The organism is Anaerostipes sp. 494a (assembly GCF_001940315.1).
GTDB lineage: Bacteria > Bacillota > Clostridia > Lachnospirales > Lachnospiraceae > Anaerostipes > Anaerostipes faecalis.
Map to the genome: position 1 here is coordinate 1,725,186 of NZ_MJIF01000001.1, position 13,708 is coordinate 1,738,893.

Annotated in this window: 16 protein-coding genes; 14 read left to right on the forward strand and 2 right to left on the reverse strand. The window is 37.3% G+C overall.

Annotated elements, in window-relative coordinates:
- Positions 1-5: 5 nt before the first annotated feature.
- The 8 genes from BHF70_RS08635 to BHF70_RS08670 all read left to right on the forward strand — a co-directional run bounded on the left by BHF70_RS08635 (position 6) and on the right by BHF70_RS08670 (position 7,422).
- Positions 6-1,355 (forward strand): CCA tRNA nucleotidyltransferase, encoded by a 1,350-nt coding sequence (locus tag BHF70_RS08635; RefSeq protein WP_075759840.1) that lies wholly within the window; start codon positions 6-8, stop codon positions 1,353-1,355.
- Positions 1,352-2,155, forward strand: coding sequence for a glycerophosphodiester phosphodiesterase family protein (locus tag BHF70_RS08640; protein ID WP_075759841.1), 804 nt, complete (start codon positions 1,352-1,354; stop codon positions 2,153-2,155). Before BHF70_RS08635 ends, BHF70_RS08640 begins: the two co-directional genes overlap by 4 nt.
- Before the next feature lie 89 nt (positions 2,156-2,244).
- Positions 2,245-3,300, forward strand: coding sequence for a D-alanine--D-alanine ligase family protein (locus tag BHF70_RS08645; protein WP_075759842.1), 1,056 nt, complete (start codon positions 2,245-2,247; stop codon positions 3,298-3,300).
- A gap of 14 nt (positions 3,301-3,314) precedes the next feature.
- Positions 3,315-4,118, forward strand: coding sequence for a glutamate racemase (murI, locus tag BHF70_RS08650; protein WP_075759843.1), 804 nt, complete (start codon positions 3,315-3,317; stop codon positions 4,116-4,118).
- A 12-nt stretch (positions 4,119-4,130) separates the two neighbouring features.
- Positions 4,131-4,562: a DUF1934 domain-containing protein gene (locus tag BHF70_RS08655; protein WP_075759844.1), complete on the forward strand. Its 432-nt coding sequence runs from the start codon at positions 4,131-4,133 to the stop codon at positions 4,560-4,562.
- Positions 4,563-4,749: 187 nt separating this feature from the next.
- Positions 4,750-5,862 (forward strand): sensor histidine kinase, encoded by a 1,113-nt coding sequence (locus BHF70_RS08660; RefSeq protein ID WP_075759845.1) that lies wholly within the window; start codon positions 4,750-4,752, stop codon positions 5,860-5,862.
- 13 nt (positions 5,863-5,875) lie between these two features.
- Positions 5,876-6,601 (forward strand): response regulator, encoded by a 726-nt coding sequence (locus tag BHF70_RS08665; RefSeq protein WP_075759846.1) that lies wholly within the window; start codon positions 5,876-5,878, stop codon positions 6,599-6,601.
- A 41-nt stretch (positions 6,602-6,642) separates the two neighbouring features.
- A complete protein-coding gene (locus BHF70_RS08670) occupies positions 6,643-7,422 on the forward strand; it encodes a tRNA threonylcarbamoyladenosine dehydratase (RefSeq protein WP_075759847.1) in 780 nt (259 codons plus the stop codon).
- Between the two features lie 37 nt (positions 7,423-7,459).
- Here BHF70_RS08670 and BHF70_RS08675 read toward each other — a convergent pair whose 3' ends face one another.
- On the reverse strand, positions 7,460-7,972 hold the full coding sequence (locus tag BHF70_RS08675; protein ID WP_075759848.1) for a phosphatase PAP2 family protein: 513 nt from the start codon (positions 7,970-7,972) through the stop codon (positions 7,460-7,462).
- 114 nt (positions 7,973-8,086) lie between these two features.
- On the opposite strand from BHF70_RS08675, the gene BHF70_RS08680 reads away from it, so the two are divergent.
- Genes BHF70_RS08680 through BHF70_RS08690 form a run of 3 tightly spaced genes read left to right on the forward strand, consistent with a single transcriptional unit; the run spans position 8,087 to position 9,329 of the window.
- Positions 8,087-8,512, forward strand: coding sequence for a GNAT family N-acetyltransferase (locus tag BHF70_RS08680; RefSeq protein WP_075759849.1), 426 nt, complete (start codon positions 8,087-8,089; stop codon positions 8,510-8,512).
- A gap of 24 nt (positions 8,513-8,536) precedes the next feature.
- Positions 8,537-9,001 (forward strand): DUF4190 domain-containing protein, encoded by a 465-nt coding sequence (locus BHF70_RS08685; protein ID WP_075759850.1) that lies wholly within the window; start codon positions 8,537-8,539, stop codon positions 8,999-9,001.
- Positions 8,985-9,329, forward strand: coding sequence for a DUF2752 domain-containing protein (locus BHF70_RS08690; RefSeq protein ID WP_075759851.1), 345 nt, complete (start codon positions 8,985-8,987; stop codon positions 9,327-9,329). The genes BHF70_RS08685 and BHF70_RS08690 overlap by 17 nt, the downstream gene beginning before the upstream one ends.
- Positions 9,330-9,557: 228 nt before the next feature.
- Here the strand turns inward: BHF70_RS08690 and BHF70_RS08695 are convergent, their stop codons facing one another.
- The gene (locus tag BHF70_RS08695) at positions 9,558-10,319 is read right to left on the reverse strand and encodes a DeoR/GlpR family DNA-binding transcription regulator (RefSeq protein ID WP_075759852.1); all 762 of its coding nucleotides are present in this window, start codon (positions 10,317-10,319) and stop codon (positions 9,558-9,560) included.
- Between the two features lie 222 nt (positions 10,320-10,541).
- Here BHF70_RS08695 and BHF70_RS08700 point away from each other — a divergent pair, with 222 nt between their 5' ends.
- The 3 genes from BHF70_RS08700 to fba all read left to right on the forward strand — a co-directional run bounded on the left by BHF70_RS08700 (position 10,542) and on the right by fba (position 13,560).
- On the forward strand, positions 10,542-11,285 hold the full coding sequence (locus tag BHF70_RS08700) for a nucleoside/nucleotide kinase family protein (protein WP_075759853.1): 744 nt from the start codon (positions 10,542-10,544) through the stop codon (positions 11,283-11,285).
- Between the two features lie 56 nt (positions 11,286-11,341).
- Positions 11,342-12,607, forward strand: a complete 1,266-nt coding sequence (locus tag BHF70_RS08705) for a zinc-binding dehydrogenase (protein ID WP_075759854.1) — start codon at positions 11,342-11,344, stop codon at positions 12,605-12,607.
- Positions 12,608-12,690: 83 nt separating this feature from the next.
- Positions 12,691-13,560: a class II fructose-1,6-bisphosphate aldolase gene (gene fba, locus BHF70_RS08710; protein ID WP_075759855.1), complete on the forward strand. Its 870-nt coding sequence runs from the start codon at positions 12,691-12,693 to the stop codon at positions 13,558-13,560.
- Positions 13,561-13,708: the final 148 nt, after the last annotated feature.

Genomic DNA, 13,708 nt, shown 5'->3' on the forward strand with positions numbered 1-13,708 from the left:
TGTTTATGTTAAAAATCAAGATGCCTGTCCAGGCAAAAAAAATTATAAATACTTTAGAACAATCCGGCTACGAAGCTTACATCGTAGGCGGATGTGTTCGTGATGCAGTTCTTGGAAGAAAACCAATGGACTGGGACATTACGACATCAGCATCTCCTTTAGAAATTAAGGAGATTTTTTCTTATACCATAGATACCGGAATCGAACATGGTACCGTTACGGTTATGATGGATCATCAGCCTTTTGAAGTGACAACATATCGGATCGATGGCAAATATGAAGATCATCGAAGACCAAATGAAGTACAGTTTACCAAATGTCTGAAGGAAGATCTTTTAAGAAGAGATTTTACCATAAATGCCATGGCATATAATGACAGAGAAGGTCTGGTTGATATGTATCATGGAATGGAGGATCTGAAAAAAGGGCTGATTCGTTGTGTGGGGGTTGCTTCTCAGAGATTTGATGAGGATGCTTTAAGAATTCTCAGAGCATTACGATTCCAGGCTCAGCTGGGATTTGAGATAGAGGAAGAGACGAAGAAAGCAATTAAAAATCAGGCCAGGTTCCTTAGGGACATTAGTGCTGAGAGAATACAGGTTGAACTGGATAAATTACTGATATCTGATCATCCGGAAGTTATGATCAATGCATATGAGCTGGGAGTAACATCTGTTATTCTGCCGGAATTTGATCGTATGATGGAAACTCCGCAAAACAATCCCCATCACAAATATAATGTAGGAATTCATACGGTGGAAAGTATGAAAAATATTCAGCCGGATCATATTTTACGGTGGACTATGTTACTCCATGATGTGGGAAAACCGGAAGCCAGGGTAGAAGATAAAGATAAAGATCGCTTTAAAATGCATCCGGTAATTGGAGAGAAAATAGCAAGAAAGATTTTGCGTCGGTTAAAATTTGATAATCAGACATTACGTCAGGTGACGAAACTGGTATTATGGCATGATCGAAGATTCGGAAGCCCTGAAGAAGTAAATCCTAAAACGGTTCGCCGCTGGGCAAGTGATCTTGGACCGGAGCTTTTTGATAAGCTTATGAAAATTCAAAAGGCCGATATTGAAGCGCAAAGTTATTTTCATAGAGATGAAAAGGAATATATTTTACAGCAGACAAAGAAATATTTTCGTCAGGCGATGGATGAGAAAAACTGTCTGTCAATAAAAGAACTTACAGTTAACGGAGGAGACCTGATGGCTGCAGGTATGCCACAGGGGAAAGAGCTTGGAGACATGCTTTCCTGGCTTTTAGATAAAGTACTGGATGATCCGTCTTTGAATACAAAAGAAACTTTAATGAAGCTTGTAGATGAAAAGAGGAAGAATCTATGATTTTAGGTATTTTATTGATTGGATGTGTATTGTATATTCTAATGATAAAACCTGGAGAAAAAAGAAAGTCCCCGGTTTTGGATGTAAAATATTTTGCGCATAGAGGATTCCATTATATAGATGGCATACCGGAGAATTCCATGGCAGCTTTTCGAAAGGCAAAGGAACTGGGATATGGAATAGAGCTGGATGTTCAGCTGACGAAAGATCATGTAATAGTAGTTCATCATGATTATGATCTGGTCAGAACCTGTGGTGTTCAGAAAAAGATCTGTGATCTGACTTATCAGGAGTTACAGAAAATTTCTTTGATGGGTACAGAAGAGAGAATTCCACGTTTTATTGATGTTCTTCATGAAATAGATGGGAAGGTGCCTCTTTTGGTGGAACTGAAAATGGAAACCTTTAATACCAGATTGTGCACATTAACAGCAAAGGCACTGGACGCTTACAAGGGATTATACTGTATAGAAAGTTTTCATCCATATGCAGTATACTGGTTTAAAAAGCACAGGCCACAGGTTATCAGAGGTCAGTTAAGTGAGCAGTTTTTTAAAGAAAAGGAATGGAATAATATTCCAGCTTATTTTGTGGTAAAGAATCTTTTAACCAATTTCATTACAAAGCCGGATTTTATTGCCTATCATTATAAATACAAAAATTGTCTTCCGCTTAAAATCTGCAGAAAGATTTATCATGTTCCAATATACGGATGGACATTTCGCAGTGAAAAAGAGTATTTAAAAAATAAAAGAGATTTCAATGGATTTATTTTCGAACGGTTTCACATTATTCCGTAGATTATGTTATACTGTTGCTATGTTACAGGAAAAATTCTTAAAATCTGATATATGAAATGAGAAATGGAATCTAAGGAGATGAGATAATTATGAAGAAAAATGTAGTGGTTGTTTTTGGAGGGGATTCCTCTGAACATGATATATCCTGTCTTTCTGCAATGACAGTGATCCAGAATATGGATAAGGAAAAATATAATATTATTCTTGTGGGAATTACAAAGGATGGGAAATGGCTGCTTGTAGATAAACTAAAAGACATTGAGGATGGAAGCTGGAGAGAAGGAGAAGTCAGAGCATTTATTTCTCCTGATACAACAACACGTTCTCTTGTTATTCTTGCAGAGGAGACATATAAATTACAGAAAGTTGATGTGATTTTCCCGGTTCTTCATGGAATGAACGGAGAAGATGGAACCATACAGGGACTGTTTGAAATGTCCAAAATTCCTTATGTTGGATGTGGGGTTCTGGCATCTGCAGTTTCAATGGATAAGGTATATACAAAAATTATCGTTGAAAAATTAGGTGTGGATCAGGCAAAATTTGTTCACATCAGAGAGACAGATTTTGGGGAACTGGATAAGGCAATGGATCGTGTGGAAAAAGAAATCCCATATCCTGTTTTTGTTAAACCGTCTTGTGCAGGATCTTCCAAAGGGGTTTCCAAAGCAGAGAATCGTAAGGAGCTGGAGGCAGCACTTTATGAAGCTGTAAAACATGATCGTAACATTCTGGTGGAAGAGACCATCATTGGACGAGAAGTTGAATGTGCGGTTCTTGGAGATCGAAAAGAAGTGAAAGCAACCTGCGTTGGTGAAATTCTTGCAGCAGCAGATTTTTATGATTTTGATGCAAAATATAATAATGCTGAATCTAAGACAGTGATTGATCCTGATATGCCGGAAGAATCAAAGGAAAAGATTCGTAAAGATGCTGTTGAAATATTTAAGGCTGTGGATGGATTTGGATGTTCAAGAGTAGACTTTTTCCTTGAGGAATCAGGAAGAGTTGTATTTAATGAAATCAATACACTTCCAGGATTTACATCCATCAGTATGTATCCAATGCTTTGGAAAGCTTGTGGATTGGATACACCACAGTTAATTGATACACTGATTGAACAGGCAAGAACAAGATATCGTTAGAAGGAGGTATTCCAATGGATGCACCAATTGGAGTATTTGATTCAGGAGTTGGAGGACTGACTGTTGCCAGAGAAATCATGAGGCAGCTTCCGGAAGAAAGTATGATTTATTTTGGGGATACGGCGAGAGTGCCATATGGAACAAAATCCAAAGATACCATTATCCGTTACTCCAGACAGATCGTGAATTTTCTTCTGAGCAAGGGTGTTAAAGCTGTTGTGATTGCATGCAATACGGCCAGTGCCCTGGCCATAGCAGAACTGCAGCAGGAATACATAGTTCCGATAATCGGTATGGTACAGCCGGGAGCCATTGCGGCAATGCAGGCAACAAAAAATAATAATATTGGAATTATAGGAACGAATGCAACGATTAAAAGCGGACAGTACAGTAAGTGTTTACGCAAACTGAATCCTAAGGTTACAGTTGTAACAAAAGCATGTCCGTTGTTTGTACCGCTGGTGGAAGAAGGACTGATTGATGATCGTATTACAGAGGATATGGTTTCCAGATATCTGAGAGAATTCAAACAATATAAAATAGACTCTCTGATTCTTGGATGTACCCATTATCCGTTATTGATCAATCCAATACAGAATTTTGTTGGTGATCAGGTAACTCTTGTAAATCCTGCATATGAAGTAGCTAAAACATTAAAACAGGTTTTGAAAGAAAACGGATTATCTGCTTCGAAAAATCATATGGCACAATATGAGTATTATGTCAGCGACATGGCAGATCAGTTTCTTTCTTTTGCAGACCGTGTCCTGCCATGCAGAGTAGATAAGGTTCAGCCTGTTGAAATTGAAAAATATTAGAAAGTGATAACTATGACAAAAGATGTACTGATTAATATTTCCGGTCTTCAGGTGGATGTGGATTCTGATGAACCTATTGAAGTGATGACGACCGGTGCCTACTACTTGAAAAATGGAAAACATTATATCCTGTATGATGAGATTGCTGAAGATAATGAGGTTGTTAAAAATATTTTAAAAATCGGCCCGCAGACAGTAGAACTTACCAAAAAGGGCGGAAGCAGTTCACATATGGTATTTGAAAAAGGAAAAGAGAATCTTTCTTATTACGATACACCATTTGGAAGTCTTCTCCTGGGTGTAAATACCAGCAGTATTGAGTGGAAAGAACAGGAAGATCATATGAAATTAAGAGTGAATTATGATTTGACTATCAATTCAGATCATGTATCCAACTGCATTATTGATGTTAGTATTCAATCTAATCATGTTGGAGAAGCATAGGGAATAAGACCGGGGATTTCTAATTAAGAAACCTCCGGTTTTTGATTACATAGGAAATTCTTTTCAATTTCCTATGTAATCAAAACACTCCGCGAAAGATGCGGACTGATACACAAGGGGATAATTGCTTGCGCAATAGCATCTGGCACGCAAAGCGATGCTTTGTTATTTAAGGGAGAATTGTTTTATGAAAAAATGGAAAAATCTAATGATAGCAGTTTTTATTCTGCTTACAGCAACATTGGTGTCTCATTTCTTTTTTTATCAGACCAGTCATTCAGGAAATGTACCCATTATATATGTTCTTGCAACATTTTTGATTTCACGATATACAGACGGATATTTCTGGGGGATTATATCTTCTTTTATCAGTGTTTTACTGATAAACTGGCGTTTTACATATCCGTATTTTCGATTGAATTTTCTTATAGAGGATTATCCCTTGACTTTTATTGGAATATTAATCATATCCATTATTACCAATATGACCACAAGCAGTCTAAATACACAAAAGGAAGAGGCAATAGAAAGAGAAAAACAGCTTGCAAAATTAAATGAGTACAATCAGGAAATTAATGAACTGAGACTTGAAAAGGAAAAAGAGAAAATGAGATCTGATCTTCTCCGATCTATTTCTCATGATCTAAGAACACCTCTTACAGGGATGATAGGTGCCAGCTCTACTTATCTGGAGGCAAAGGATTATTTAGATGAGGAGGCAAAAGATCAGCTGATTCTGGGAATACAGGAGGATGCAAACTGGCTGTTAAATATAGTTGAAAATCTTCTAAGCATTACAAGAATTCAAAATGATGGAAGTGATAATGTTGCCTGCGTAAAAAAAACACCGGAACCGCTGGAAGAGGTGGTATCAGAAGCAGTCATCCGATTTCAGAAAAGATATCCTGACAGCACAATCCAGGTGAAAATACCAGAAGAATTTCTGATGGTTCCAATGGATCCTACACTGATAGAACAGGTTATAATCAACCTTTTGGAAAATGCATGGGTACATTCTGGAGAATTTAAGCCCATTGATTTTTATATTCGACAAGAAGACAATAATGTAGTATTTTATATAAAAGATTATGGAAAAGGGATAGAAGAAGATCGGCTGGATACTATTTTTGATGGATGCGGAGGAATAAGTGAAAACGAAAGCCGTAAAGGTATGGGGGTAGGACTTAGCATCTGTAAAACAATCATACTGGCTCATCAGGGCTCGATTCATGCAAGAAATCATGAAAAAGGAGCACTATTCTATTTTAGTCTCCCATTGGAAGAAGAAAAAAGAAAATAGGAGGATTTGATACATGGCAGAGGTGAAGCTGACAGCATTAATTGTTGAAGATGAAGAAAATATTGGGAATTTTATGTCAGCCATATTAAAGGCTAATGGTTTTAAAACCATTCTATGTACTACAGGAGATCAGGGAATACAATGTGCAGAATCCTATTGTCCGGATATAATTTTATTGGATCTAGGGCTGCCGGATATGGATGGAGCAAAAGTTTTAGAAGCAGTACGACAATGGTCTGTAACACCGATTGTTGTTATTTCTGCAAGAAATCAGGAATCTGAGAAAGTAAGGGCACTGGATATGGGAGCAGATGACTATATAACCAAGCCTTTTGGAAATCAGGAGCTTCTGGCAAGAATCAGAACAGCTTTACGTCATCGTCAGCAGCCTATGGAGGCAGGAACCACTACACCTGTATATTGTGCAAAAAAATTAAAAATTGATTTTGATAAAAGAAGAGTATTTTTAAAAGATGAGGAAATCAGACTGACGCAGATAGAATATAAGCTGGTGTCTCTTTTAGCGGAAAATGCAGGGAGAGTTATCACTTATGAGTTTATTATTAAAAATATATGGGGACCTCATGCAGATAATAATAATCAGATCTTAAGAGTAAATATGGCAAATATCCGAAGGAAAATTGAAGAAAACCCTGCTGTTCCGCAGTATATTTATACAGAGGTGGGAGTAGGATATCGTATGCTCGAAAACGAATTATTTAGTCAGATGATAAAATAAGAAATTGAGATAAAGATGAAAAATTTAAAAGGTGGGAAATTATGTTAAATCAGTTTTCTAGAACAGAATTATTATATGGAAAAGCAGCCATGGAGAGATTAGAGAATTCCAGAGTTGCTGTATTTGGAGTCGGCGGAGTTGGAGGATATACTGTAGAAGCATTGGCAAGAAGTGGTGTTGGAGCAATAGACCTGATTGATGATGACAAAGTATGTTTAACCAATTTAAACCGCCAGATTATTGCTACAAGATCAACAATAGGAAAATATAAGGTAGATGTGGCGAAAGAACGTATTTTAGATATTAATCCTAAATGTGCTGTGAACGTATACAAATGCTTTTATCTTCCGGAGACAAAGGATCAGTTTGATTTTAAAGATTATTCTTATGTTGTTGACTGTATTGACACAGTCACTGGAAAGATTCAGCTGGTTATGCAGGCAAAAGAGGCAGGGACTCCGATTATCAGCAGCATGGGTGCAGGAAATAAAGTACATCCTGAAATGTTTGAAGTGGCGGATATTTATAAAACCTCTGTGTGTCCTCTTGCAAGGGTTATGCGTAGAGAACTGAAGAAGCGAGGAGTGAAGGATTTAAAAGTCGTCTATTCCAGAGAAAAAGCCAGAAGACCAATAAATGATATGGCAATTAGCTGTAGAGAAAACTGCATCTGTCCACCAGGAGCACAACATAAATGTACAGAACGCAGAGATATTCCAGGCTCCACAGCATTTGTCCCGTCAGTGGCAGGACTAATTATAGCTGGAGAAATTATCAATGACCTAACAGAAGATGTATTACCAGAGGAATTAAGATCATAAAAATAAGAGGCTGTGCTTCAAAAGCATAGCCTCAATTTTATGATGTCTTTTTGTTATATATGTATAAATAATAAAATATTAAAGCACAAACACTGCCTAAGATGATTCCTGCCAGTACATCTGTTGGAAAATGCACATATAGATACATCCGGCTGAATGCAATGGCAACTGCGAGAAGATAAGCAGGCAAAGCAAAACGACGGTTAAGTAAAGTAAGGAATAAGGCTGCACAAAAAGAAGATGCCGTGTGTCCAGATGGGAAGGAATATCCGGACGGAGCAGGAATGATTAAATCAAAGGACTGCTGTATAAAAGGTCTTGGTCGTGCAATGAGTGGTTTGATAATCTGTTCACCTAAAAGATTTCCGGTCAGCATGGCAAGAAGAATAAAAATACCAGCCTTCCGGTATCTTTTAGTAAAAAGCAATAAGACACAGATGAAAATCCATATCAATCCACCGTTTCCCAGCATTGTAATATGGGAAAAAATAAAATCAAGAAAGTCGCATCTCATGTGAGTCTGAATCCAGTTCAATATCATAAAATCCATAAATTCACCTTCTATTTATCCTAAAATCTGCAAAATAATCTGTTTCATTATATCATAATTTGAAGTAACATGATATAATACTTTTCTATGAATACAAATAGAGGGATGAGAAAAATGGGTAAAGTAACATTAGTTTCAAATCATATGGGAATCGATACTTATCTGGAACTGCGGAAAGCAGTGGGATTTAAGCCGCTTTCAAGGACACAGGCAAAGAAAGCGCTGGATCATAGCCTTTATATTGTCTGTGCTTACATAGATGCACAAATTGTCGGAATGGGACGTCTAGTAGGTGATGGTGCAGTTATCTGCTATATTCAGGATTTAATGATTCATCCGGATTTTCAGCATTATGGAATAGGAAGTGTAATTATTGAAGATTTAATCCAGTATGTGGAAAATTTATGTGAAGAGGGAACAGAAATTATGCTGGATCTGATGTGCGCCGTGGGAAGAGAACCCTTTTACCAGAAACATGGATTTATTTCCAGGCCAACCAAAGAGCTGGGACCTGGAATGATTCGATATATCAGATCGTAGTTTTGATATTAAGGAGGAATATGGATGAATGAGAAAAAGTATGATCCCTACACAGGATATGAAATTCATGAGGATCAGGAAAATAAACAAGGACTGAATCAGGACAGTATAGTCATTGGTGACGCTAAAGAAACATATCATAAAGAAGAAACAGCAGATGGCCAGTCCAATGGTATTGCACTGGCTTCGATGATTCTTGGAATTATAGCCGTGCTTTTGATGCTTACATGCTGCTGTTCACCAATTGCAATTTTTTTGGGAATTGCAGCTATCGTCTGTTATGCAGTATCACCTAAAGTATCCGGAGTAAGAGATAAAAAAGCAAAGGCAGGTCTGATCTGTGGTATTGTTTCGATTATCGGAACGATTCTTCTGATTCTCCTATTTATTTTTAATATCTTTTTAAATAACGATTTTCAGAAATCATTTGAAAAAGAATTTAATGATTCATATGAAGAACAGGTTGAAGATTATGATGATACTTTTTAAGATAGTAAGACTGATGCCTTGCTTTTTTAAAGAAGTAACGCATCTTTACTGTCCCGCCTGTGGTGGAACCAGGGCGGTAATCGCACTGATGCATCTGGACGTAAAGAGGGCTTTGTTTTGTAATCCGACCGTAGTATATGGAGCTGTGATAGTTTTATGGTGTATTATCTGGATTGCAGCCAGACAGCTGTTTCAAATAAAAATTAAAATATTAAAGCCGGGATTATGGATGTTAATAACTGGAATTATAATATTTCTGGGGTTTGCCCTGATTAGAAATATGGCGGTTTATCAATTTGGATATGATTATCTGGGTGATTTAATTTAAAAAGGGAAGAGAATCTATTATTATAGGATCTCTTCCCTTTTTCCTGTTATATCAGATGAGGGATGACTCCCGCCTCTGTAGGCGGTGAGCAACAATTATGTATCAGTGGCGGGTTTCAATCCCCCATCTGATATACGCTCCGCGAGGATGCGCAGGAATTCGGATTGGAAGTATGTCTGCTATGCAGACCCGAATTCCGCGCCAAGACTCGCGAGCGAGTCTTGAATATTACACAAGGATGACTTCAGTAAGTTCACTGAGGGTTTTAAACGTTTCTGCCGGAAGATTCCGATCAGTGATGAAATAATCGATATCCTTCCAATTGGCATACTGTACAAGAGAACAGACATGTGCCTTTGAACTGTCTGATATAACAACAACTACCTTGGATTGTGGAATAATGGACTGTTTAATCTGGGCATCTGTAAATTCAGTGACAGCAGGACCATTATGCCCCTCAAAACCACTGGTTCCGAGGAAAGCGATATCTACTTTGATGCTGTTGATCAGATTGGTTGTCTGGAAACCTTCTGTGGACATATTATTTGGATTTAGCTGTCCGCCGGTTAAAATGGTAACATTGTTTCCGTTGTTAAGAAAGTAGGTTGTGTTGATAGAATTAGTGACAATGGTGTATCCGGTTTTCTGACTTAGCAATTGTGCCATGCACTGCATTGTGCTTCCTGCATCCAGATAAATGACGGCTTTTTCAGGTATCAGCTCCAGAGCTTTTTCACATAAGGCAAGTTTAAGATTCCGGTTTTCATCAGTTCTTGCTTCAATAGGAACAGGGATTAAGCTGGAAACCAGAGTTGCACCACCATGGCTTCGTTCTATGGCACCGATTTCCTGAAGATGGGTCAGATCTCTGCGAATAGTCTCTTTTGTGACGTCAAATTTTTCTGCCAGTTCTCCAATTTTGGCACTGCCGGTGCTGTTAATATATTCGATGATTTCATTTTGTCGTTCTTTGGCAAGTAGTTTTCCCATAAATGCTCCTCCTGCGGATTTTTTTCTTGATAATAGTTTAATAGAAAAACAGACACAAGTCAAATTAAAACAACAGAAACAAAAATAAAACCAAAATTAAATAAAATTATTATTGACATAATCACATAAAACAAATATAATCAAAACATAAACAAAAATAAACGGACACAAAAACAAACATAAACAAAAAGAAGTTGTGATAAAAGAGAAAGAGGTATTGCAATGAAAGAATGGAAAAAATATTTATTCACAGTAAATGGATTTGAAATGGAGACTATATATAATCAGGAAACCATTGAGAATGTTTTTCTTCCATTGCTGCAGAAACTGACAAAGATACAAAAGGAGAAAGATTCCAGAATCGTAGTATTTTTAGCGGCACCACCGGCAGTAGGAAAGACAACTTTATGTCAGTTTCTGGAATATTTATCACAGAAAGAAGATGTGACAGAAGTTCAGGCACTGGGACTGGATGGATTTCATTATCACTCAGATTATATTAATTCTCATGATGCAGTTGTGCTTGGAAAGACAGTACCGATGAAAACGGTGAAAGGATGTCCTGAAACTTATGATACGGACAAACTCCAGGAGAAAGTGAAAAGTATTAAAACACAGAATATTTTATGGCCGATTTATGATAGAAACATTCATGATGTGGTGGAAGATGTAATAGAGGTTACAAAGGATATTATTTTAATTGAAGGAAACTGGCTTTTATTAAGTGAGGAACCATGGAAATCCATTAAGGATGTGGCAGATTATACAATCCTGATTCGTTCAAAAGAAGAAACATTAAAGAATAGACTGATTGGAAGAAAAATGAAAGGTGGACTTTCAAGGGAAGATGCCGAAGCATGGTACTATAATACAGACAGTGTAAATGTAAAAAGAGTTTTAGAAGATTCATTACCAGGGGACCTTATGTTAAAGGTTGAAGATGATGGGGATTATGTTTTACTGTAGCAGCAGTATGGTAAATTGTAGAATGAAAACACATGTTTGAATGGGAGGTAAAGAGCATGAAATCAACAGCAGCAGTTCTTGCAGGAAAAAATCAGGTGTATGTAAAAGAAGTGGATCTGCCGGAAATCGGAGAGGAAGAACTTTTAGTAAAAGTTGTGTCCAATAGTATCTGTTTATCTACATACAAAGCAGCATTACGTGGTGGGGAACATAAGAGAGTACCAGATGACGTCAGTCCGGAACATCCAACGATTACAGGACATGAATTTGGCGGATATATTGTTAAAGTTGGAGAAAAATTAAAAGATCAGTTTAAAGAAGGAGACAAGTTTGTATTACAGCCTGCAATGGGACTGGAAAGCGGATATTCTGCCGGATACAGCTATGAATATTATGGGGGAAATGCAACATATTGTATTATTCCAAAAGTTTCGATTGACCTTGGATGTGTTCTTCCATATAAAGGAACTTATTTTGCAAATGCATCTCTTGCAGAACCAATGTCTTGTATCATTGGTGCGTTCCATGCAACTTATCATACAACTCCTTATGTTTATGAACATCAGATGGGATTAAAGGATGGTGGAAGCGTAGCACTTCTGGGATGTGCAGGACCTATGGGACTGGGTGCAATTGATTATGCTGTGCATGGATCATACAATTCAAAGAGAGTTGTTGTAACAGATATTAACGAAGAAAGACTGGAACGTGCAAAATCACTGATTACACCAGAAGATGCAGCAGAAAACGGTGTAGAACTGATTTATGTAAATACTGCAGACAATGATAATGCGGTAGAGGATCTAAAAGCTTTAAACGACGGAAAAGGTTATGATGAAGTATTCGTATTTGCACCGGTTATTCCATTAATTGAAATGGGAGATGATCTGCTTGGAAATGACGGATGTCTGAACTTCTTTGCAGGACCTACAGTAAATGATTTTAAAGCAAAATATAATTTCTATAATGTACATTATGAAAGCACACATATCTGTGGAACTTCTGGAGGAGCTCCAGCTGATATGATTGAATCTCTGGAATTATCTGAAGCAGGAAAAATCAATCCATCTTATATGATCACACATATTGGAGGAATTAATGCAGCACCAGAGACAATTTTGAATCTTCCTAAAATCCCGGGAGGAAAGAAACTGATTTACCCTCATATTAATCTGGAATTAACAGCAATTGAAGATTTTGAAAAACTTGGAAAAGATAATCCAATGTTTGCACGTTTGGCAGAAATCTGTCAGGCAAATAATAATGTATGGTGTGAAGAAGCAGAAAAATATCTGCTGGAGACTCTGGCACCAGAAGAATAGGACAGGACTCTTGCAACCCTGAGGTAAATAGAGTATAATAAATACGATGTGAAATAATTAACGAATTATATGGAGGACAAACTATGTTAGTATCAGCAAAAGAAATGTTAAACAAGGCAAAAGCTGGACATTATGCAGTTGGACAGTTTAATATCAACGACCTTGAATGGACAAAAGCTATTTTATTGGCAGCAGAAGAAACAAGATCTCCTGTAATCTTAGGTGTATCTGAAGGTGCTGGAAAATACATGACAGGATACAAAACTGTTGTAGGAATGGTTAACGGAATGTTAGAAGAATTAAACATCTCTGTACCAGTTGCACTTCATTTAGATCATGGTTCTTATGAAGGATGCTACAAATGTATCGAAGCAGGATTCTCTTCTGTTATGTTTGATGGTTCTCATTATCCAATCGAAGAAAACGTTGAAAAAACAAAAGAACTTGTAAAAGTTACAAAAGGAAAAGGAATGTCTATCGAAGCTGAAGTTGGTTCTATCGGTGGAGAAGAAGATGGAGTTATCGGTAAAGGTGAATGTGCAGATCCTGAAGAATGTAAAGCAGTTGCAGATTTAGGTGTAACAATGCTTGCAGCAGGAATCGGTAATATCCATGGAAAATACCCAGAAAACTGGGAAGGATTAAGCTTTGAAACATTAGATGCTATCCAGAAGTTAACAGGAGATATGCCATTAGTATTACATGGTGGTACAGGTATCCCTGATGATATGATCAAAAAAGCAATCTCTCTTGGAGTAGCTAAGATTAATGTTAATACAGAATGCCAGATCGCATTTGCTGAAGCTACACGTAAATATATCGAAGCAGGAAAAGACCTGGAAGGAAAAGGTTTTGACCCTCGTAAATTATTAGCTCCAGGAGCAGAAGCAATCAAAGATATGGTTATCACAAAGATTAAATTATTCGGATCTGACGGAAAAGCAGACGAATAAGATCTGACCATGATATAACGACAAACACCTCTGTGAATTCTCTCCGCAGAGGTGTTTTTTTTTATTACATAGGAAATTCCTTTGAATTTCCTATGTAATAAAAAACGCTCCGCGCGGATGTGCACGATGTGCAAAGGAAAGCAGTTAA